Annotated in this window: 17 protein-coding genes; 11 read left to right on the forward strand and 6 right to left on the reverse strand. The window is 72.0% G+C overall.

Annotated elements, in window-relative coordinates; translation table 11 throughout:
- Nucleotides 1–188 precede the first annotated feature (188 nt).
- Entirely contained in the window at nt 189–5,132 is a 4,944-nt protein-coding gene (locus PV682_RS11420) for a LamG-like jellyroll fold domain-containing protein (protein ID WP_319726886.1), read from the forward strand.
- A gap of 79 nt (nt 5,133–5,211) precedes the next feature.
- On the opposite strand, the gene PV682_RS11425 is transcribed toward PV682_RS11420, so the two are convergent.
- Nucleotides 5,212–6,390: an acyl-CoA dehydrogenase family protein gene (locus tag PV682_RS11425; RefSeq protein ID WP_319726889.1), complete on the reverse strand. Its 1,179-nt coding sequence runs from the start codon at nt 6,388–6,390 to the stop codon at nt 5,212–5,214.
- A 192-nt stretch (nt 6,391–6,582) separates the two neighbouring features.
- Here PV682_RS11425 and PV682_RS11430 point away from each other — a divergent pair, with 192 nt between their 5' ends.
- The gene (locus PV682_RS11430) at nt 6,583–7,164 is read left to right on the forward strand and encodes a histidine phosphatase family protein (protein ID WP_319726891.1); all 582 of its coding nucleotides are present in this window, start codon (nt 6,583–6,585) and stop codon (nt 7,162–7,164) included.
- 130 nt (nt 7,165–7,294) lie between these two features.
- Here the strand turns inward: PV682_RS11430 and PV682_RS11435 are convergent, their stop codons facing one another.
- Together PV682_RS11435 and ppk2 are read right to left on the reverse strand one after the other, a co-directional pair.
- Complete coding sequence (locus PV682_RS11435) at nt 7,295–8,815, reverse strand: long-chain-fatty-acid--CoA ligase (protein WP_319726894.1); 1,521 nt, start codon at nt 8,813–8,815, stop codon at nt 7,295–7,297.
- A gap of 145 nt (nt 8,816–8,960) precedes the next feature.
- Nucleotides 8,961–9,758 (reverse strand): polyphosphate kinase 2, encoded by a 798-nt coding sequence (gene ppk2 / locus PV682_RS11440; protein ID WP_319726896.1) that lies wholly within the window; start codon nt 9,756–9,758, stop codon nt 8,961–8,963.
- Nucleotides 9,759–9,838: 80 nt separating this feature from the next.
- Between ppk2 and PV682_RS11445 the strand changes: the two genes are divergently transcribed.
- Nucleotides 9,839–10,684, forward strand: coding sequence for a fructosamine kinase family protein (locus PV682_RS11445; RefSeq protein ID WP_319726898.1), 846 nt, complete (start codon nt 9,839–9,841; stop codon nt 10,682–10,684).
- A gap of 83 nt (nt 10,685–10,767) precedes the next feature.
- On the opposite strand, the gene PV682_RS11450 is transcribed toward PV682_RS11445, so the two are convergent.
- Complete coding sequence (locus PV682_RS11450) at nt 10,768–11,133, reverse strand: DUF6479 family protein (protein ID WP_319726900.1); 366 nt, start codon at nt 11,131–11,133, stop codon at nt 10,768–10,770.
- Nucleotides 11,134–11,205: 72 nt separating this feature from the next.
- Between PV682_RS11450 and PV682_RS11455 the strand changes: the two genes are divergently transcribed.
- The 4 genes from PV682_RS11455 to PV682_RS11470 all read left to right on the forward strand — a co-directional run bounded on the left by PV682_RS11455 (nt 11,206) and on the right by PV682_RS11470 (nt 15,518).
- Nucleotides 11,206–11,829: a TetR/AcrR family transcriptional regulator gene (locus PV682_RS11455; protein WP_319726902.1), complete on the forward strand. Its 624-nt coding sequence runs from the start codon at nt 11,206–11,208 to the stop codon at nt 11,827–11,829.
- Nucleotides 11,830–11,894: 65 nt separating this feature from the next.
- A complete protein-coding gene (locus tag PV682_RS11460) occupies nt 11,895–14,039 on the forward strand; it encodes a beta-glucosidase family protein (protein WP_319726905.1) in 2,145 nt (714 codons plus the stop codon).
- 42 nt (nt 14,040–14,081) lie between these two features.
- Nucleotides 14,082–14,828: an SDR family oxidoreductase gene (locus PV682_RS11465; RefSeq protein ID WP_319726907.1), complete on the forward strand. Its 747-nt coding sequence runs from the start codon at nt 14,082–14,084 to the stop codon at nt 14,826–14,828.
- A gap of 60 nt (nt 14,829–14,888) precedes the next feature.
- A complete protein-coding gene (locus tag PV682_RS11470; RefSeq protein ID WP_319726909.1) occupies nt 14,889–15,518 on the forward strand; it encodes a TetR/AcrR family transcriptional regulator in 630 nt (209 codons plus the stop codon).
- On the opposite strand, the gene PV682_RS11475 is transcribed toward PV682_RS11470, so the two are convergent.
- On the reverse strand, nt 15,508–16,251 hold the full coding sequence (locus tag PV682_RS11475; protein WP_319726911.1) for a CoA-transferase subunit beta: 744 nt from the start codon (nt 16,249–16,251) through the stop codon (nt 15,508–15,510). The two genes, PV682_RS11470 and PV682_RS11475, sit on opposite strands and share 11 nt — an antisense overlap.
- Nucleotides 16,248–17,117 carry a CoA transferase subunit A gene (locus PV682_RS11480; RefSeq protein ID WP_319726913.1) on the reverse strand — a complete coding sequence of 290 codons (870 nt, stop codon included), beginning with the start codon at nt 17,115–17,117 and terminating at the stop codon, nt 16,248–16,250. The genes PV682_RS11475 and PV682_RS11480 overlap by 4 nt, the downstream gene beginning before the upstream one ends.
- A 103-nt stretch (nt 17,118–17,220) precedes the next feature.
- Between PV682_RS11480 and PV682_RS11485 the strand changes: the two genes are divergently transcribed.
- From PV682_RS11485 to PV682_RS11500, 4 genes are read left to right on the forward strand one after another with little or no spacing between them, the layout of a single operon-like run.
- The gene (locus tag PV682_RS11485; protein WP_319726915.1) at nt 17,221–18,003 is read left to right on the forward strand and encodes an SDR family oxidoreductase; all 783 of its coding nucleotides are present in this window, start codon (nt 17,221–17,223) and stop codon (nt 18,001–18,003) included.
- 20 nt (nt 18,004–18,023) lie between these two features.
- A complete protein-coding gene (locus PV682_RS11490; RefSeq protein WP_319726978.1) occupies nt 18,024–19,094 on the forward strand; it encodes an NAD(P)H-dependent flavin oxidoreductase in 1,071 nt (356 codons plus the stop codon).
- Between the two features lie 10 nt (nt 19,095–19,104).
- Entirely contained in the window at nt 19,105–19,878 is a 774-nt protein-coding gene (locus PV682_RS11495; protein WP_319726917.1) for an enoyl-CoA hydratase family protein, read from the forward strand.
- A gap of 3 nt (nt 19,879–19,881) precedes the next feature.
- Nucleotides 19,882–21,006: an acyl-CoA dehydrogenase family protein gene (locus PV682_RS11500; RefSeq protein WP_319726920.1), complete on the forward strand. Its 1,125-nt coding sequence runs from the start codon at nt 19,882–19,884 to the stop codon at nt 21,004–21,006.
- The last annotated feature ends 1 nt before the right edge of the window (nt 21,007 follow it).

The raw sequence follows: 21,007 nt of genomic DNA on the forward strand, positions 1-21,007 counted from the left end.
GCAATGTCGATCTTCACGACGCAACGGACCGTACGTGTCAGCGGATTTGCCGCGCATCGGGCAACCGGAAGCTCTTCCCCGATTCTTGACATGACCACATGCGTCTCTCACCTGCCCGGCTGATCTTTGCGGGGTTCCGAACGACTCCTCACATCCGCCCCGAAAGACCTTCCACAGACGGGAATCCGATGCACCCACCTCGTGCACGTGCGCGAATCCACAGACCCGGCGCGGCTCTCACGGTCGCCGCGGTCCTGGCGGTCGGCGCGGCCGGCCTCGCCACCACCCCTGCCGCGGCGACGACCCCGCGTCCGGCCGCGGGCCTCCAGGTCACCGGCAAGAGCGCCCCCGTCACCAAGTCCCCCGCGTCATCGGTGAGTTCACCGGTCCTCCCGGACGGCTACGGCCCCACCTCGGCGGACGCCACCGCCATGCGGGCCGCGGCCGAGCAGGCCCACGCCACCGGAAAGCCGGTCACCGTCTCGGCCCTCACCAGCCCCACCATCCAGGTGGAGGCGCGGCCCGGCGGCGGCTTCCGCACGGTCTCCAACCCGTTGCCGGTGCGAACCCGGCAGAAGAACCGCTGGGTCCCGGTGGACCTGACGCTCACGCACCACGCCGACGGCACCTGGTCCCCGAAGGCCACGGCGTACGGCACGGTCTCCTTCTCCGGCGGCGGCACGGCCCCTCTCGCGGTCACCCGCTCCGGCGCCACCGCGCTCACCCTGACCTGGCCGACCCCCCTGCCGGCGCCCCGCGTCGACGGCGAGACCGCGACCTACCCCGCCGTACTCCCCGGCGTCGACCTCCAGGTCACCGCCACCGCGTCCGGCGGCCCCAGCGAGACCCTCGTCGTCCACGACGCCACCGCCGCGCGCAACCCCGCGCTGGCCGCCCTGCGCCTGGGCGCTCAGGTGAACGGAGGACACCTGGCCCCGGCGGCCGACGGCGGGCTCACCGTCACGGACACCCACGGCACGGCGGTGGCCGACTCCCCCACCCCGCTCCAGTGGGACTCCAACCGCGCCCTGCACACGACGGCGAAGGTCGCCTCCGACGCCTCCGACGCCACGCACCCGGGCCTGGCCGCCCGCGTCGCCGGCGTCCGCACGCGCCTGGGCCGCGGCACCCTGACCCTCGTACCGGACAAGGCGATGCTGACCCGCGCCGGGACGGTCTTCCCGGTGTACGTCGACCCCTCGGTGAACTGGCACCCGGTCGACTACGCGAACCCGGCGTTCGACGAGGTGAAGCAGGGCTGCCCGGGCACGTCCTTCTACGACAAGACGGGTTCGCTGGCCGACAACGGCTATCTCGGCGTCGGCTACAACGGCTGGCCCGAGGGCTCCTGCAACACGGGTGACGAGCACGCCATCTACCAGTGGACGCTGTCCAAGACGATCTTCGGCGCGACGATCAGCAGCGCCGAGGTCGACGCGACGGACATCTACTCGGCGTCCTGCTCGACGACGGCGACCGTCAACCTGCACTGGTCCCGGGGCATCGGCTCGGGCACGGACTGGAGCAACCGGCCGCGGTACAACAGCTATGCGACGTCGGCGAGCTTCGGACCGGCCTACAACCCGTCGCTGTGCCCGAACAACGGCAGCTCCACCAACGGGTTCAACGTCCTGACGCCGATCAAGAAGGCGGCGAGCGGGCACTCGACGAGCTTCACCGCCACGCTGAGCGAGGACTCGATGGAGTCCAGCCGCGACGACCTGGGCTTCAAGCGGTTCTCGCACAACCCGACGCTCCAGATCTTCTACGACAACCCGCCGAGCGCCCCCACCGCGGCGACCATGGCGGCCGTGTCCGGCGCCGCCGACGCGGCCTGCGACACCTCGTCGCCGTACCCGTACATGGGCAAGACGATCGCCTCGACGCCGCCGGTGCTGCGCGCCAAGGTGAAGGACCCCAACGGGGACAAGCTCCAGGCGACGTTCCAGTACTGGGTGGACGGCACGACCACGAAGGCGACTCTCAAGAGCGGCGACAACCTGGCGAGCAACACGTACGCCACGGCCTCGCTCCCGGCGTCGTTCGTGTCGTCGCTGGCGGCCGGGAAGACCGTCGACTGGGACGTCATGGTCACCGACGGGATGGCGTCGACGACGTACAGCCAGTCCCCCACCTGCCACTTCACCGCCGAGCCGACCGCACCGGACGAACCGGCGCTCACCTCGGAGAGCAACCTCTACCCGAACACGGACGTCACCGACGCGGCCGTCGGCGCGGCGGCGGGCACCTCGGGGAAGTTCGACATCACCGGCTCCGGCACCACCGCGACGAAGTTCGTGTACCACCTCGACGTGCCGCCGCCGACGAGCGGCGCCCCGGCGGGCGAGACCGTCACCGCGAGCGGCAACAAGGCGACGGTGACGGTCGTCCCGCCCTCGCCCGGACCGCACACCCTGTACGTGTACGCCGTGGACGGCGCCGGTGACGTGTCGGGCACCTCCGCCTACCCGTTCCTGGCCGCCGGGCACCCGAACACGACCTGCGCGAGCCTCGCGGCCTGCTTCGACAACGTGGGCATCAGCGCCGACAGCAACATGACGGCGGCCAACTTCGACGGCAACGGGCACAGTTTCTCGGCGACCGACTGGGCGAACGCGGGCTGGACGAGCGGCGGGAAGGTGACCGTCGACGGCGCCACCATGACGCTGCCCGCCTTCGGCTCGGGCCAGAAGGACAACCTCCTCGCCGCCAACCAGACCGTGAGCTACTCAGGACAGGGCAACGCCCTGGTCTTCCTGACCGCCTCGACGTACACCAACCTCAGCTCGCCCGGCGCCATCGCGGGCGACACCACCTCGCCGTACGTGCCGTCCGGGACCCGGGTCAGCGCCGCCTACTGCTTCTCCGGCGACGACGCGGACTCCTTCTGCCCGGCGAGCGGCCAGATCACGTACACCGACGGCACCAGCGCGACGTACATGCTGACCGTGCCCGACTGGTCCAACACGGACAGCTCGATCGCGGCGGCGGTGTTCCCGCACGCCAACGGCTCGACCCAGAGCACGGCGGACCGGCAGCTGTACGCGTTCTCGGTGCCGGTCGACCCGGCGCGGACGATCGCCTCGGTGACCCTGCCCGACCTGACCGGCGCGGCAGGGCCGAGCGAGCCGACGCTGCACGTCTTCGCGCTGGGCACCCGCAACACGACCGGCGGGACGGCCGAGGCGAACGGCACCTACGCCGCCGCGCCCTCCGGCCAGTCCTGGACGGGCGCCTGGTCCGGCGCGACCGAGGGGAGTTTCGGGCTGCCGGGCGGCGGAACGTACTCGAACCAGACGATCCGGGTAGCCCTCAAGCCCTCGGTCTCCGGGTCCACGGTCCGCGTCAAGCTCGACAACGCGCTCGGCACGAACAAACTCTCCATCGGCCACGCGACGATCGCCCTCAGCTCCACGCCGAACGCGATCGGCGCGGTCCCGTCGGGCACGCCGACGACCCTGAAGTTCGGCGGCGCCCAGGCGGTGACCGTCCCCGTGGGCGGCATGGTCTACAGCGACCCGCTGCCGTTCGCCGTCACCGCGAACCAGTACCTGCTGGTCTCCTACCAACTCTCCAACGCCGTCCCGTACTTGGTGCAGCACACGTACGCGGGCGGCTCCTACGAGTACATCACCGCGAACGGCAGCGGCGACCTCACCACCGGCACCAGCGCCACGCCGTTCACCACCACCGCCGCCGCGTACGGCAACTTCACCGACCTGGTGACCGGTCTGGACGTGCAGTCCGCGAACGTACCCACCGAAGCGGTCCTCGGGGACCATCTGGTGGACCCGTTCCAGCCGAACACCACGCTGCCCAACTCCAACGGGTACCGGGTGGCCGACGGCCTGACCGCCGCCGAACCCACCACGGCCAGCCCCTACGGCGTGCTCGCCGAGGGCATCGAGGCCAACCAGCTGATGACCGACAACCCCGAGACGTACAGCGGCAATCCGGTCGGCGGACCCTCGGTGCTCTCCCGGCTCGACCGCGACATCCTCGACCAGCCAGGCCTCTCGACGGTCGTCGTGGACGCCGGGCTCGAAGACCTGCTGGCCGGGTCCACCAGCGACGACCTCGACGCCGACGGCTACACCGCGCTCGTCCAGCAGCTCCAGGGCCGGGGCGTCAACGTCGTCCTCACCTCGCTGACCCCCTGCGAGGGCTTCGCCGGGGACGGCGCCACCCCGAACGACCCGTGCACGTCCGCCACCGACGACAACCGCACGGACGTCAACGCGTTCCTCGGCGGCATGAACCTGGGCAACCCCTGGGCCACGCCCGCCGTGTACTTCGCGGACTTCGACGCGGCCGTGGCCGTGCCGGACGCGACGACCGGCGAGGAGGAACTCTCGACGGCGGCCGACAGCGGCGACCACGTCAACCTCTCCAACCCCGCCTTCGGGGCGCTCACCACGGCGCTCCTCTCCCCCGTCGACACCTGGGACCTCGACGACGGCGACGGAATGCCGGTCGCCACCGACACCGCCGCGACCGACACGCTCAACACCCTCAACGCGGCGGGCGCGAACCCGGACCTGGGCAACAACCCGCTCACCCTGACGGGCGGCGCGAGCTGGGCGACGGACTCGACGCGGGGCACGGTGCTGAGCCTCGACGGCAGCACCGGGTACGCGGTCAGCGCGAACCCCCAAGTCGTCGCCACCACCGGCAGTTTCACCCTCTCCGCGTGGGTGAAGCCCACCACCACCGGTACGTCCGACCAGACCGTCCTGTCCGAAGAGGGCACCCAGACCTCGCCCTTCGCCCTCCAGTACAACCACACCCACACCGGAAACCCCGGCTGGGCCCTGGCGTTCACCAGCGCCGACACCGCGAGCCCGACGACGACGTACACCTACGCGGCGAACGCCTCGGCGGGCGCCTGGACCCACCTGGTCGGCGTCTACAACTCCGCGACCAAAACAGCCCAGTTGTACGTCAACGGCACCCTCGCCGCCACGACGACCGGCGTCACCCCCTGGGCGGCGACCGGTGATCTCGTCCTCGGGCGAGGGCTGTCCGGGGGCACACCGGGGGCCTGGTTCGGCGGTTCCGTCAGCGACGTGCAGGCGTACGCGTACGCCTTGACGGCGAACCAGATCACCGCGCTGTACCAGAACATCCCCTGAGGCACCGACAGTTGAGGGTGGCCCGCCTTTGCGCGGGCCACCCTTTTTTCGTGGGGCTCAGCTCTGCGGGGAACGCGGGTCAGCGGCGCACCCTGGGCATTCCCAGGCCGATCCATGTGATGATCTCGCGCTGGATCTCGTTGTTGCCGCCGCCGAAGGTGAAGATGACGGCGGAGCGGTAGCCGCGTTCCAGTTCGCCGTGGAGTACGGCGCCCGCCGAGCCCTCCTGGAGGGCACCCGGGGCGCCGACGATCTCCAGGAGCCAGGCGTACGCGTCGCGGCGGGCCTCGGAGCCGTAGACCTTGACGGCGGAGGCGTCCTGGGGGGTGAGGGTGTTGTTCTGGACGGCTTGGACCATCTGCCAGTTGAGGAGTTTCAGGGCGTCGAGCTTGATGTGGGTCTGGGCGAGGCGGCGGCGTACCCAGGGGAGGTCGAGGACGCGGCGGCCGTCGGCGAGCTTCGTCTCCCCGGCCCAGCGCTGGACGTCCGCGAGGGCACGGACCGCCATCGTGCCGTGCGCGGCGAGGGTGACGCGCTCGTGGTTGAGCTGGTTCGTGATCAGGCGCCAGCCCTCGTTCTCGGCGCCGACCCGGTTGGTGACGGGGACGCGGACGTCCTCGTAGTAGCTCGCCGTGGTGTCGTGGGAGGCGAGCGTGCGGATGACCGTGCAGGAGTAGCCGGGGTCGGTGGTGGGGACCAGCAGCATCGTGATGCCCTTGTGGGGCGGGGCGTCCGGATCGGTGCGGGTGGCGAGCCAGATCCAGTCCGCCGTGTCGCCGTTGGTCGTCCAGATCTTCTGGCCGTTCACGACGTACTCGTCCCCGTCCCGTACGGCCCGCGTCTTCAGCGCCGCGAGGTCGGTGCCCGCGCCCGGTTCGCTGTAGCCGATCGCGAAGTCGATCTCGCCGGAGAGGATGCGGGGGAGGAAGTACGCCTTCTGTTCGTCGGTGCCGTACCGCATGATCGTCGGGCCCACGGTGTTCAGCGCCATCAGCGGGAGGGGTACGCCCGCCTGCGCGGCCTCGTCGAAGAACACGAACTGTTCCACGGGGGTCAGGCCCCGGCCCCCGTACTCCTTCGGCCACCCGACACCGAGCCAGCCGTCCTCGCCCAGGCGGCGGATCGTCTCCCGGTAGAACCGTTTCGCGCCGACCGGATCGGCGTGCCGCGCGTACGCGTTGTCCGGCACCAGCTCCGCGAAGTACTCCCGCAACTCCGCGCGCAACCGCTGTTCTTCGGGGGTCTGGTCGAGGTGCACGGGGCCTCCTCCGGGGGCGGGGTCTTGAGGGCGCACACGGTAGAACGTGTTGCAGAAATAGGGAATGGCGGGCCGCGTTCCCATCGGGGTGAGGGCTCTAGTGAGGGCCGAGGGTCCTCGGGGCGCGCTGTCGCTGGGGGGCGTGTTGTCAGTGAAGGTCGTGTTGTCAGTGGGCGGCAGCACAATGGGGTCATGACTCACCGCCTGCTCCTCATCGCCCCCGCCATCTCCGCGTCCCTGCGGGCGGGGCGGTTCGACGACGGGGGGTCGTTGGACGCGGCGGGGGTGCGGGCGGCGGAGGCCGCTGCGGGTGCGGTGCCTCCCGCCGAGCGGGTCCTGTGCTCGCCGAGTGCGCGGTGCCGGGAGACTGCCGCCGGGCTCGGGCTCACGGGGGTGGACGTCCCGGAGCTGGCCGGGATCGACGCCGGGCGGTGGCGGGGGGAGACGGCCGAGGAGGTGGGGGCCCGGGAGCCGCAGGCACTCGCCGCATGGCTGTCCGACCCCGGCGCGGCTCCGCAGGGCGGGGAGTCCGTGCGGGAGTTCTGCGCGCGGGTCGGGGGGTGGCTGGAGGCGGGTGCGGAGCTGTCCGGGCGGACGGTCGCCGTGGTCGAGCCGGAGGTGGTGCGGGCTGTGGTGGTACGGGTGCTGGGGGCGCCGGAGGAGGCGTTCTGGCGGGTGGACGTGGCGCCGCTGTCGGGGGTGGAGGTCAGCGGGAGGGGCGGGCGGTGGAATCTGCGGGTGGGGAGGGTTCTGGGTGGAGTGGAGCCGGGGTAAGGCTGACGGGTGGGGTGGCGAGGTCGGCGGGCCGGCTCAAGACGGCGGGCGATTTTCGTACCGCCTGCTTGCCACCCGCTCTCGACGGCCGACCCGCCTCACCCCCGCCTCACCACCCCGCCCCGCCCCCTCAGCTGATCTCGCGCTTGAGGATCTTCCCCGTCGACGTCATCGGCAGCGCCTCCGCGAACTCCACCACCCGCGGATACTTGTACGCCGCGAGCCGCTCCTTGGCCCAGTCGACGAGCTCCGCCTCCGTCACCTCGACCCCCGCCTTGCGGACGACGACCGCCTTGATCTCCTCGCCGTGGGAGGGGTGGGGGAAGCCGATGACGGCGACCAGGGACACCGCGGGGTGCTCCATGAGGAGTTCCTCGATCTCCCGGGGGTACACGTTGAACCCACCCCGGATGATCATGTCCTTGGCGCGGTCGACGATGTAGTAGTAGCCGTCGGCGTCCCGCCGCCCGAGGTCACCGGTGCGGAACCAGCCGTCTTCGAGGACCTCGGCGGTCGCGTCGGCCCGCTTGTAGTAGCCCTTCATGACGTTGTGCCCCTTGACGGCGATCTCCCCGATGGCGTCGGGGTCGTCGGCGAGGGGCGAGCCGTCCCCGCCGACGAGCCGCATCTCGACCCCCGGCACGGGCACCCCGATGGACCCGACGCGGGGCTCCTGCCCGAGCCGGGAGAAGGACGCGACGGGGGATGTCTCGGAGAGCCCGTACCCCTCGAGGATGGTCACCCCGAACCGTTCGCGGAACTCGCGGTGCACCTCGTGGGGCAGCGCGGACCCGCCGGAGACGGCGACCCGGAGGTTACGGGCGAGCGTCCCGACGTCCACGGAGTCGTCGAGCGCGCCGAGCAGCGCCCAGTACATGGTGGGGACGCCACCGAAGAACGTGACGTTCTCGGAGAGCATCAGCTTCAGCGCGGCGGCGGGCTCGAAGCGGGGCAGCATGACGATCGTCCCGCCGTACGCGAGCGCCCCGTTCTGGATGACGGTCTGCCCGAAGGAGTGGAACAGCGGCAGCACGCACAGGAACGTGTCGGGCCGCTCGACGGACGCGCCGAAGAGCGCCTCGTCGATGAGGACGTTGTCGCGCATGTTCCGGTGGCGCAGCTCGGCGCCCTTGGGGCGGCCGGTCGTGCCGGAGGTGTAGAGGATGACGGCCGTGTCGTCCTCGTCGGTGACGGCCGTCTCGAACACCGGCGGCTGCCCGGCCCACGGCAGCCCGCTCGCCGGGTCGACGACGAACAGGTCGACCCCGTCGGCCTCGGCGACGGCCTCGCGCGCGTACTGCCCGATGGGCAGCTCGGGCGTCCCGGAGAACGCGATCAGCGCCTTCGCGTCGGAGTCCCGCAGGTGGTAGGCGATCTCGCGGGGCTTGAGCAGCACGTTCAGGGGGACGACCGTCGCGCCCGCCTTGAGGATGCCGTAGTAGGCGAACGTGAAGTACGGCAGGTTCGGCATCGACAGCGCGACCTTGTCGCCGGGCCGGACACCCGCCGCCACCAGCAGGTTCGCGACCTGCGCGGCGGCGCCGTCGACCTGTGCGTACGTCAGCCGCAGCTCGCCGAAGACGATCGCGGTGCGCTCCGGGTGGCGGGCGGCCGAGTCCTCCAGGAACCCGGCCAGGTTGTACGCGGTCATGATCCGTCCGCCGTCCACTGGCACGGCATAACGGCCTCCCTCATCGCAGGATCAACGCGGACGGTCCCCATGAACCCTCCGACTTCGGACGCTAGTTGAGCGCACCATGCCGTCGCAAGGATCTTGCGTCAAGGATGTGTGCAGGTCACAGGCTTGCGGCATGGTCCGGGACATAGTTCTGGAGGTCGCGCGGCGGGCGTACGTACCCCGTGGACGGCGGGCGCTCCGGCAAGTCCAGGACCGGCAGCGGGACTTCGTGGTAGGGCACCGAGTCCAGCAGGTGGGCGATCATGTTGAGGCGGGCGCGCTTCTTGTCGTCGCTCTCGACGACCATCCAGGGTGCCTCGGGGATGTCGGTGTGGACGAGCATCTCGTCCTTGGCCCGCGAGTACGCCTCCCAGCGGGTGATCGACTCCAGGTCCATCGGCGAGAGCTTCCAGCGCCGGACCGGGTCGTCGAGGCGTTTGCGGAAGCGGTCCTGCTGCTCGCCGTCGCTCACCGAGAACCAGTACTTGCGCAGCATGATGCCGTCCTCGACGAGCATCCGCTCGAAGATCGGGCACTGCCGCAGGAACCGCTGGTACTCCTCCTTCGTGCAGAACCCCATCACGTGCTCGACCCCGGCGCGGTTGTACCAGGAGCGGTCGAGCAGGACGATCTCCCCGGCGGCCGGGAGGTGTTCCACGTACCGCTGGAAGTACCACTGCGTCCGCTCCCGCTCGGTCGGTTTCGGCAGGGCGACGACCCGGGCGACCCGGGGGTTGAGGTGCTCGGTGACCCGCTTGATCGTGCCGCCCTTCCCGGCCGCGTCCCGCCCCTCGAACACGACGACCAGCCGCGCGCCCTCCGCCCGCACCCACTCCTGGAGCTTCACCAACTCGGTCTGGAGGCGCAGCAGTTCACTCTCGTACACCTTCCGCTTGAGGTTTCCCGCCGCCGCCATACCGCCTCTTTCCGTCGCCGCACAGGTGAACGCCCGCAGTCTAAGGAGCGGCCGGTCGCGCGTCGTACGCTGGCGGCCATATGGACGCTCTCACCGCCGCCGCCCGCCTCGCCGGCGGCCCCGCGCACACGGTCCGCCCCCTGTCCGGCACGGTCGCCGAGGTCGCTCTCGGTGACGGCCGGACGGTGATCGCCAAGCACGCCGACGCGCCCGACGCGGCGCGCGCCGAGGCCGCCGGGCTGCGGTGGCTGGGGGCCGCGGGGGCGGTGCCGGTGCCCGCGGTGTACGGGTACGACGCCGGGTGGCTGGTGACGGAACGGGTCGCGGCGGGTGCGCCCACCGTCGGGGCCGCGCTGCGGCTGGGGCGGGGGCTCGCGGCGCTGCACGCGGCCGGGGCGCCCGCGTACGGGGCCGGTCCGCCCGGTGGTCCGCGTGAGGCGTACATCGGACTCGCGCCGATGCGGAACGTCCCCGGCGCCGAGTGGGCGGGCTGGTACGCCGAGCACCGGGTGCTGCCGTACGTCCGGGCGGCCGTGGACCGGGGCGCGCTGACCTCGCGTGACGCGGCCGTGGTGGAGGGGGCGTGCGCGCGGCTTCCTGCCGTCGCCGGGCCGCCCGAGCCCCCGGCCCGGCTCCACGGCGACCTGTGGAACGGCAATGTGCTGTGGGGCGCCGACGGGAGGGCGTGGCTCATCGACCCCGCCGCGCACGGAGGGCACCGGGAGACGGACCTGGCGATGCTGCGGCTCTTCGGGTGCCCGTACCTGGAGGAGATCGTCGCCGGGTACGAGGAGGTCGCGCCGCTGGCGGAGGGGTGGCGGGGGCGGGTGGGGGCGCATCAGCTGTTTCCGCTGATGGTGCATGTGGTGCTGTTCGGCGGGGGGTACGGGGAGCAGGTGGTGGGGGTGGCCCGGAGGGTGGGGTGAGGCCGTACGGCGGCCGGGGTGAAGGTTGGTTCGCCTCCCGCCCTCACCCCGGCCCTGCTACGGCGGGCCGGCGCCCGTCCGGCTCAGTGCGCGCCCAGCCCGCCGCCCCCGAAGGATCCGCTGGACCCCGGCGTCCACCTGCGCCGCTTCTTGGACGCGCTGGTCCTGGTCTGCATGTTGGTGAGTTCGTACGGAGTGAGGGCGTGACCGCCCTTGGGGACCTTCGGCACCTCGTCGGGTTCCCGGTTCTCCAGGATCTCGTGAACCGCGCCTTCCGGCGGGAGGTGCGGCTGTTCGTCGGGGCGCGGGCACGGCAGCTCGCGGTCCTTGGCACGGGCGCCCAGCCAGAACGCGCCCATCAGCATGGCCACCACGGCCACGCCGACCGCGAACAACGCCAGGCTGAGCAGGCCGCTCGGGGCGGCCAGCATGACGGATGCGGTACTCATATATGCCGAATACCCCCGGAAGGGGAGGAGAACCCTCCGGTGCGCCGCGGAGCCGTGAAGTACCGTCGCCGGGTGACCACACCACGTAAACCCCGAGGCCCCTACCGCAAGGGGCTGGAGCGGCGGGAGCAGATCCTGCGGGCCGCTCTGGAGGTGTTCGGCGACCACGGCGAGCGCGGCGCGTCGCTGAAGGAGATCGCGGACCGGGTGGGCATGTCCCAGGCGGGCGTCCTGCACCACTTCGGCTCGCGCGAGGAGCTTCTCGTCGCGGCGCTGGAGGAGCGGGACGCGCAGAGCGGCCGGGCGACCGCCGGTATCACCTCCCCCGGCGAGGTCCTCGCGTCGACGGCGGCGCGGAACGCGGACCATCGCGGCCTGGTCGACCTGTTCGTGACCCTCTCCGCCGCCGCCTCGGACCCCACGCACCCGGCGCACCCCTTCTTCACCCGCCGCTACGACGAGCTGACGCGCTCCCTGGCGACGGGGCTGCGCGAGGCCCAGGAACGCGGCGAGACGCGCACGGACGTACGCCCCGAGCAGCTGGCCCGGATGCTGATCGCGCTCTCGGACGGCCTCCAGGTGCAGTGGCTGCTGAACCCGGACGTCGAGATGGCGGAGACGATCGAGGCGTTCAACCGCATGTGCCGTGGAACCGGCGACGGCGCAAAGGCCCACGGCGGCCCGGCGAATACCTAGCGCTGTTCGCTTTCTGAACCTAGAGTCGGCCTCACCCGCGCCCGCACCCCCGTGAGGACCGCCCCATGGACGACACGACCCCCCTCGACCTCGCCACCAGGACCTCCCTCCTCTCCGGCCACGACCTGTGGACCACGGTCGACGTGCCCGACGCCGGCCTGCCCTCCCTCCTCCTGTGCGACGGCCCGCACGGCGTCCGCAAGCAGACCGGCGGGGCCACCGCCGTCTACGACAGCGAACCGGCGACCTGCTTCCCCCCGGCCGTGGCCCTCGCCTCCAGCTGGGACCCGGAGCTGCTGCGCGGGGTCGGTGAGGCCCTGGGCCGGGAGGCCCGCGCGCTCGGCGTGGAGGTCCTGCTCGGCCCCGGCGTGAACATCAAGCGCTCCCCGCTGTGCGGCCGCAACTTCGAGTACTTCTCGGAGGACCCGCTGCTCAGCGGCGTCCTCGGCGCCGCGCACGTGACCGGCGTGCAGAGCCGGGGCGTCGGCGCGTCGGTGAAGCACTTCGCGGCGAACAACCAGGAGACGGACCGCATGCGGGTGAGCGCGGACGTCGACGAGCGTCCGCTGCGGGAGATCTACCTCCCGGCGTTCGAGCGGATCGTGCGGGAGGCCCGCCCGGCGACGGTGATGGCCGCGTACAACAAGGTCAACGGCGTCCCCGCGACCGAGAACCACCACCTGCTGGCCGAGATCCTGCGCGGGGAGTGGGGGTACGACGGTGTCGTGGTCTCGGACTGGGGCGCGGTGTCCGACCGGGTCGCCGCGCTGGAAGCGGGCACGGACCTGGAGATGCCGGGCACGGGCGGCCGTTCGGACGCGGAGGTCGCGCAGGCGGTACGGGACGGCCGGCTGGCCGAGTCGGTCGTGGACACCGCCCTGGACCGCCTCCGCGCCCTGGTGCGCCGGGTCCGCGCCGAGTCCGCCCCGGTCCCGGTCGATTTCGACGCCCAGCACCGGTTCGCCCGCGAGACGGCCGCCGACTGCCTGGTCCTCCTCAAGAACGACGGGGATACGCTCCCCCTCCCGCCGGCCGGCCGTATCGCGGTCCTCGGCGACTTCGCGCGGCACCTCCGCTACCAGGGCGGCGGCAGCTCGCACGTCAACGCCACCCGGGTCGACAGCCCCCTGGACGAACTCCGTGCCGGACTCCCGGACGCCCGCGTCGACTTCACCGACTCCCCGGCCGAGGCCGCCGACGCCGACATCGCGGTGGTCTTCGCGGGCCTGCGCGAGGCGGACGAGTCCGAGGGCTTCGACCGCGAGCACCTCGAACTCCCCGCCGATCAGGTCGAGTTGATCCGCGCGGTCGCCGCCGCCGCGCGGCGCACGGTGGTCGTCCTGCTGAACGGCGGCGTGGTGAGCCTGGAGGGCTGGTACGACGGGGTCGAGGCCGTCGTCGAGGCGTGGCTGCCGGGCCAGGCGGGCGGGGGCGCGATCGCGGACGTCCTCACCGGCCGCGTGAACCCGTCGGGACGGCTCGCGGAGACGATCCCGCTGCGCCTCCAGGACACCCCGGCGTACCTCAACTTCCCCGGCGGGCAAGGGCATGTGCGCTACGGCGAGGGCGTGATGGTCGGGTACCGGTACTACGAGACCGCCGAGGTCGTCGTCCGGCACCCCTTCGGGCACGGCCTGAGCTACACGTCGTTCGAGCAGTCCGGCTTCCGGGTGACGCCGACGGGCGCGGACACGGCGACGGCGTCGGTGACGGTCACCAACACCGGCGCCCGGTACGGCAAGCACGTCGTCCAGATCTACGTCGCCCCGGCGCCCCGGCCGGTGCCGAGTCCCGTGCGCGAGCTGCGCGGGTTCGCGAAGGTCGCGCTGGCGCCCGGCGAGAGCACGAGGGTCGAAGTGGCCCTGGACCGGCGGGCGTTCGCGTTCTGGGACATCGAGCGCGGGGACTGGACGGTGACGGCGGGGCGCTACGAGGTGCAGCTCGGGGAGAACGCGCACACGGTGGTGGCCTCGGCCGCCCTGGAGTTGGCGGGGGACGGCTGGTCCCGTCCGCTGACGCTGGATTCGCCGGTGGACGAGTGGTTCGGCCACGCGGTCGCGGGTCCGGCGCTGCGGGAGGCGCTGGGCGGTGACGGGATGGTCGGGGACGACGTGCTGCGGATGATCGGGTCGATGCCGCTGAGGCAGTTCCAGGGGTTCTTGCCGAAGCCGATCCCGGAGGAGCTGCTGGCGGGGCTGATGGAGGCGTAGCGAACCTAGCGTTTGCTTGGTCGGCATGGCTACTGTGTCGGCATGGCCCTCCAGTTGGACATGTCGGGAAAGGTCGTCCTGGTCACCGGGGGAACGCGCGGGGTCGGGGCGGGGATCGCGGAGATGTTCCTGAAGGCGGGCGCGCACGTCGAGGTGTGCGCCCGCACCGAGCCGCCCGGACTCCCCGCGCGCTTCAGCCGGTTGGACGTCCGCGACCCGGACCAGGTCGAGCGGTGGATCGCGGACGTGGCCCGCCGCCACGGCCGGGTCGACGTCGCCGTCAACAACGCGGGCGGCGCGCCGTACGCCGATTTCGCGGACGCCTCCCCCGGTTTCCACCGCAAGGTCACGGAGCTCAACTTCCTCGCGCCGGTGTACGTATGCCGTTCGGTGTTCCCGGTGATGGCGGACGGGGGCCTCGTGCTGAACGTGACCTCGATCAGCGCGCGCCGGGTGAGTCCGGGGACGGCGGTGTACGGGGCGGCGAAGGCGGCGCTGGAGAGCCTGACGGCGTCGCTGGCGGTGGAGTGGGCGCCCAAGGTGCGGGTGAACGCGGTGAGTTGCGGGCTGGTCGAGACGCCGGGGTCGATGGACCACTACGGCGACGCGGAGCAGGTCGCGCGGGTCGCGGCGACGATTCCGCGGGGCGTGTTCGCGCGGCCACAGGACGTCGGGGGCGCGTGTGTGCTGCTGGCGTCGCCGCTGGCCGCGCATGTGACGGGGGCGGTGCTGAACGTGGACGGGGGCGGCGAGTGGCCGGGGTTCCTGCGGCACACGCCGAACGCGTGAGCCGGGGCTTGATCGCTATGCTGAGCGCCGCACGGAGCGCGGCTGGAAGGAACGAACGACATGGCGGTACGACGTCCCGTCCGCACGGCAGCCGACAACGGTTCCCCGAAGGCCGGTTCGGACCGCCGTGCCGAACTCCTGGGGATCGCCGCCGCGTTGTTCGCCTCGCGCGGGTACACGCAGACCACGGTCCGGGACATCGCCGACGAGGCGGGCATCCTCTCGGGCAGCCTGTACCACCACTTCGCGTCGAAGGAGGAGATGCTCGACGAGATCCTCCGCGACTTCCTCGGCCGCCTGCTGGAGCGGTTCGCGGCGATCGAGGAGACGGAGCGCGACCCGCGCCGGGTCCTGGACCAGCTCGTCCAGCACTCCTTCGCCGTCATACACGAGACGCCGGAAGCGGTCGCCCTCTACCAGAACGAGTCCGCCTCCCTGTCCGGCCAGCCCCGGTTCGCGTACGTCGAGCAGTGGGGCCGCAAGATCGAGAAGATCTGGCTGCGGGCCATCACCGCGGGGCAGGAGTCGGGGGCGTTCCGCGCGGACGTCGACGCGCGTCTCACCTACCGGTTCATCCGCGACACGGTGTGGTGCTCGGTCCGCTGGTACCGCCCGCGCGGCCGGCTGCGCCACGAGGCGGTCTCCGAGCAGTACTTGAGGATCCTGTACGGGGGTCTGGTCACGGAGTGACGGGCACCTCCCGGTCGCGCAGGCCCCGGGGGTCGATCTCCTCGCGGATCAGGCGCAGTTCGGCCGGGTCGGGGAGCCGGGTCTCGGTGACGCCGGTCGCGTCGAGGTCGAACCCGGTGCGGGCGCGGACGTCGTCGACGGTGACGCCGGGGTGCACGGAGCGGATGCGCAGCCGCCCGTCGCCGCCGTAGTCGAGGACGGCCAAGTCGGTGACGACGACGCCGAGATGATGGAACGTCAGTTTCTGGGCGCGGTCGTTGCCGACGCCGCACACGAGGTCGACCTGCTCCACGAACACCTTCGGCGAGTGCCGGGCGACCCAGTAGTCCGTACGGTGGTTGGCCGTGTTGCCGGGGGCGCCGCGCACGCCGATCAACTGCCGTGCGGGGCGGCGCCAGTCGCCGACGAGGGAGATGTTCTGGTTGCCGTAGCGGTCGATCTGGCTGGCGCCCATCATGCTCTGGCGCCGTCCGCTCTCCAGGAGTTCGAAGATCCGGCCGAAGGGCACCCAGCCCTCGACGACTCCCCCGTCGGCGGCCGTGCCCCCGAGCGGCGGCGGCTCGCTCATGCAGTACGCCTCGCCGTCGGACAGGACGAGTTCGGGGCTGGTGGTGAGCCGGGCCAGGCGGGCGCCGATCGCCGGGATCAGCCCGACGGCGTGCGCGAGGACCTCACCGGCGCCCTGCCAGGTGTCGGCGCAGGCGGCGGCGCACACTTCGGCGCGGGTGATCATCGCCCCTCCTCGGCGGGAAGATCCGTGTGGAAGTCGGCGACGGCCCGCTGGTAGGCGTTCTCGTCGCCGTCCAGGAACCGCTTGCGGAACAGCTCCCAAGAGCCGGGGTCCTTGGCACAGGCCGCGTAGTGGGCCTGGAACGCCTCGTCGCGCTGGTGGTCCGGCACGCAGGAGGTGAAGTGCGCGCCGTTCGGCGTCTCGATCACGCCGGTCACGAAGATGCGGCTGAGCAGCAGGGTCTGGGCGGGGCCTTCGGCGAGGAGGTCGGGGACGACGCGTTCGGCGCTGACGTAGCAGCGGTCGGCGGCGCGGGCGAACAGGTCGTCGAAGTACGGGTCGGGGCCCAGGTACTGCGCGTTCCCGGCCGGGTCGGCGCGGTTCATGTGGATCAGGGCGACATCCAGCGGGAGCGCCTTCATCGCGACGTACTCCTCGCCCGTGTAGGGGGAGTTGACGGTCCTGAGGTCCGGGTTCATGGTCAGGACGTCCGAGCCGAGCCCGGCCCGCGTCGGCAGGAACGACAGCCGGCTCGCCGCCGCGCGCAGTCCTGTGACGACCATCCCCTCGTCGTACTCGGCGGTCTCGATCTCGCCGCGTTCGCGGGCGGCGCGGAAGTGCGGGTCCAGGGCGATGGAGTCCAACGAGACGAATCCGTAGACCAGTCTGCGGACTCGCCCCGCCGCGCAGAGCAGTCCGGCGTCGGGGCCGCCGAAGGTGACGACGGTCAGGTCCCGGGCGTCGCCGCGCAGGATCTCCCGGACCAGCGCCATGGGTTTGCGGCGCGAGCCCCAGCCGCCGATGCCGATCGTCATGCCGGACTCGACGACTCCGGCGAAGTCCGCCAACCGCACTGTCTTGTCAGCCATGGTGACCCTCTCGGGGTTTCGGCGCCGACCCGTTCCCTACCAAACAAGTGCTTGGTGGGTTACGGTAAATCGCCGTTCCGGCTCCGGACAAGCAGGGGGGCTGATGGACCTGCCCGAGTACGTTCCCGGCCACGAGTTGCTCGCAGGGAGGACGGTGGTCGTCACGGCCGCCGCCGGGGCGGGGATCGGCTCGGCTGTCGTGCGGCGCAGCCTCGAAGAGGGCGCGCGTGCCGTGGTGTTCGGGGACGTCCACGAGCGGCGGCTCGCCGAGGCGCGCCAGGCGCTGGAGAAGGAGTTCGGCGCGGACCGGGTCGCAACGGCCGTATGCGATGTGACAGTTGAGGAACAGGTGGAGGAACTCCTCGATGTGGCCGACTCGTTCGGCGGCGTCGATGTGATGGTCAACAACGCGGGGCTCGGCGGAACGCGTTCGGTGCTGGAGATGAGCGACGCCGAGTGGGGGCGGGTGCTGGACATCACGCTCACCGGCACGTTCCGCTGCGTGCGGGCGGCGGGGCGGCGGATGGTGCGGGACGGGCGGCGCGGGGTGATCGTCAACAACGCGTCGGTGGTGGGGTGGCGGGCGCAGGAGGGGCAGGCGCACTACGCCGCCGCGAAGGCCGGGGTGATGGCGCTGACGCGGTGCGCGGCGCTGGACCTCGCCGGGCACGGCATCCGGGTCAACGCGGTGTCGCCGAGCCTCGCGCTGCATCCGTTCCTGGAGAAGGTCACCAGTGCGGACCTGCTGGCGGAGTTGACGGGCCGCGAGGCGTTCGGGCGGGCGGCCGAGCCGTGGGAGGTGGCCAACGTGGTGGTGTTCCTCGCGAGCGGCTACGCGTCGTACATGACCGGCGAAGTCGTCTCCGTCAGCAGTCAACACGCCTGAGAGGAGGGCCCGTTGTGGCACTGCACACGCCGCTGTGCGAGCTGGCCGGGGTGCGGCATCCGATCGTCCAGACCGGGATGGGGTACGTCAGCGGGCCCGAGCTGACCGCGGCCACGGCGGCTGCCGGAGGACTCGGCATCCTCGCCGGCGCGACGCTCACGCTGGCGCAGACCCGGGACGCGATCCGCGCGGTGCGCGAGCGGACCGACGCGCCGTTCGGGGTGAATCTGCGCGGGGACGCGCCGGACGTCCTGGAGCGCGGTGAGCTGCTCGTGCGGGAGGGGGTGCGGGTCGCGTCGTTCGCCCTCGCGCCGCAGGAGCGGGTCATCCGGCGGCTCAAGGAGGGCGGGCTGGTCGTCGTGCCGTCCGTGGGGGCCCGGCGGCATGCGGAGAAGGTGGCGGCGTGGGGGGTGGACGCCGTGGTCGTGCAGGGGGGTGAGGGGGGCGGGCACACCGGGGGCGTCCCCACGTCGATCCTGGTGCCGCAGGTCGTGGACGCCGTGGATGTTCCGGTGATCGCCGCGGGTGGGTTCCGGGACGGGCGGGGGCTCGTGGCCGCGCTCGCGATGGGGGCCGTGGGGGTCGCGATGGGGACGCGGTTCCTGCTGACCAGTGACAGTACGGTGCCGGACGCGGTGAAGGCGGAGTATCTGCGGCGGGGAGTGGACGGGACGGTCGTGACACGGGTCCTCGACGGGGTTCCGCAGCGGGTGCTGCGGACCGAGTTGGCCGAACGGCTGCTGCGGGAACGGGCAGTGGGGCGGGCCTGGCGGTCCGTGCGCAACGCATCGGCGTTCCACCGGAGTTCGGGCATCCCCTGGTCCGCCATGGTGCGGGAGGGGCTCGCCATGCGGCGTGGGCACGAGCTGGGGTGGTCGCAGGTGCTGATGGCCGCGAACACGCCGATGATGCTGCGGGCGTCGATGGTCGAAGGGCGCGTGGATCTGGGGACGTTGGCCTCGGGGCAGGTCGCCGGGGTGATCGAGGATCTGCCCAGTTGCGCGGAGTTGATCGAACGGATCGTGACGGAGGCGGAAGCCGTGCTCGCGCGGCTTACGGGGCTTACCGGGTCCGCCGGCTTCATCAGGTGAAGGGGCTTGCATGGGTACCGAGTTCATCGCGACGGCCGTCGACGAGCGGGGCGTCGCCGAGGTCGTCGTCGACCGGCCGCCGGTCAACGCGCTGCCCGTGGCCGGGTGGTACGCCCTCGCGGACGCGGTGACGGGGCTCGGCCGGGACCCCGCCGTACGGGTCGTCGTGCTGCGGGCCCGGGGGCGGGGCTTCAACGCCGGTGTGGACATCAAGGAGCTGCGGGGCGAGGGGGCGGTCGTCGAGGTGAACCGGAGCTGCTTCGCCGCGTTCGCCGCCGTGTACGAGTGTGCCGTGCCCGTCGTCGCGGCCGTGCACGGGTTCTGTCTGGGCGGGGGGATCGGGCTCGTCGGGAACGCGGACGTCGTGATCGCCTCGCGGGACGCGTACTTCGGGTTGCCCGAGGTGGACCGGGGGGCGCTCGGGGCGGGTACGCATCTCTCGCGGCTGGTGCCGGGGCATCGGGCGCGGGCGATGATGTACACGTGCGCGACGGCTACGGCCGCCGAACTCCACGCGTACGGCTCGGTGTTGGACGTCGTGCCCGAACCGTCCTTGCGTACGCGGGCGTTGGAGGTGGCCGGCGAGATCGCGGGGAAGCATCCGGCGGTGATCCGGGCGGCGAAGGAGGCGTTCAACGGGATCGACTTGTGGGATGTGAAACGGAGTTACCGGTACGAGCAGGGGTTCACGTTCGAGATGAACCTGTCGGGGGTGACCCGGCAGGAGAGGTTCGGCCTCGACACCGACATCGACACCGGCTCGCGCTCCGGCTCCGGGGAGTAGGCCATGGACCTGACCTGGAACCCCGAGGAGGACGCGTTCCGCCGGGAAGCCCGCGACTGGCTGGCCGCGCATGTGCCGTCGCCCCCCTTGCCGTCCGGCGACACCCGCGAGGGCTTCGCCGCCCATCTCGACTGGGAGCGTGAGCTGTTCGGGGCCCGCTGGTCGGTCGTGTCGTGGCCACGGGAGTACGGCGGCCGGGGAGCCTCGCTGTGGGAGTGGCTGATCTTCGAGGAGGAGTACTACCGGGCGGGCGCACCGGCCCGGGTCACCCAGAACGGGATCTTCCTGCTGGCCCCCACGATCTTCCGGTACGGCACCCCCGAGCAACAGGCCCGTCTCCTCCCGAGGTTGGCGGCGGCCGAGGACCTCTGGGCGCAGGGCTGGTCGGAACCCGGCGCGGGCAGCGACCTCGCGGCGATCCGCAGCCGTGCGGCGCGGGTCGACGGCGGCTGGCGGCTCACCGGCCACAAGACGTGGACCACGCGCGGCGCCTTCTGCACGCACCTCTTCGGCCTGTTCCGCACCGACCCCGAGGCCGACCGGCATCGCGGCCTGACCTACTTCCTGGTCCCGCTCGACGCCCCCGGCGTGACGGTCCGCGGCTTCCCGCGCCTGGACGGGGACGAGGGGTTCGCGGACGTCTACCTCGACGACGTCTTCGTACCGGACTCCGACGTCCTGGGCGAGGTCGGCCAGGGCTGGACGGTCGCCATGGCCACCACGGGCTCCGAACGCGGCCTGACGCTCCGCTCCCCCGGCCGCTTCCTGCACACCGCCGACCGCCTGGTGGACCTGGCCAGGTCCCTGGGGGCGGGGCCCCACCGGGACGACGTCGTGCAGGCGTGGATCGAGGCGCAGGCGTATCAGTGGTTCACCCTGGAGCAGGTCACGGCGATCGCCGAGGGCCGCGAGGTCGGCGCCGAGGCCAGCCTGAACAAGCTGTTCTGGTCCGAGCTGGACGTCCGCCTGCACGAGACGGCCGCCGAACTCCTCGGCCCGGACGCCGAGTTGGCCGGACCGTGGAGCAAGGGCTTCCTCTTCTCCCTCGCCGGGCCCATCTACGCCGGCACGAACGAGATCCAGCGCAACATCGTCGCCGAGCGGCTGCTCGGGCTCCCCAGGAGGTGAG

It is taken from the genome of Streptomyces niveiscabiei (assembly GCF_033794345.1).
Taxonomy (GTDB): domain Bacteria; phylum Actinomycetota; class Actinomycetes; order Streptomycetales; family Streptomycetaceae; genus Streptomyces; species Streptomyces niveiscabiei.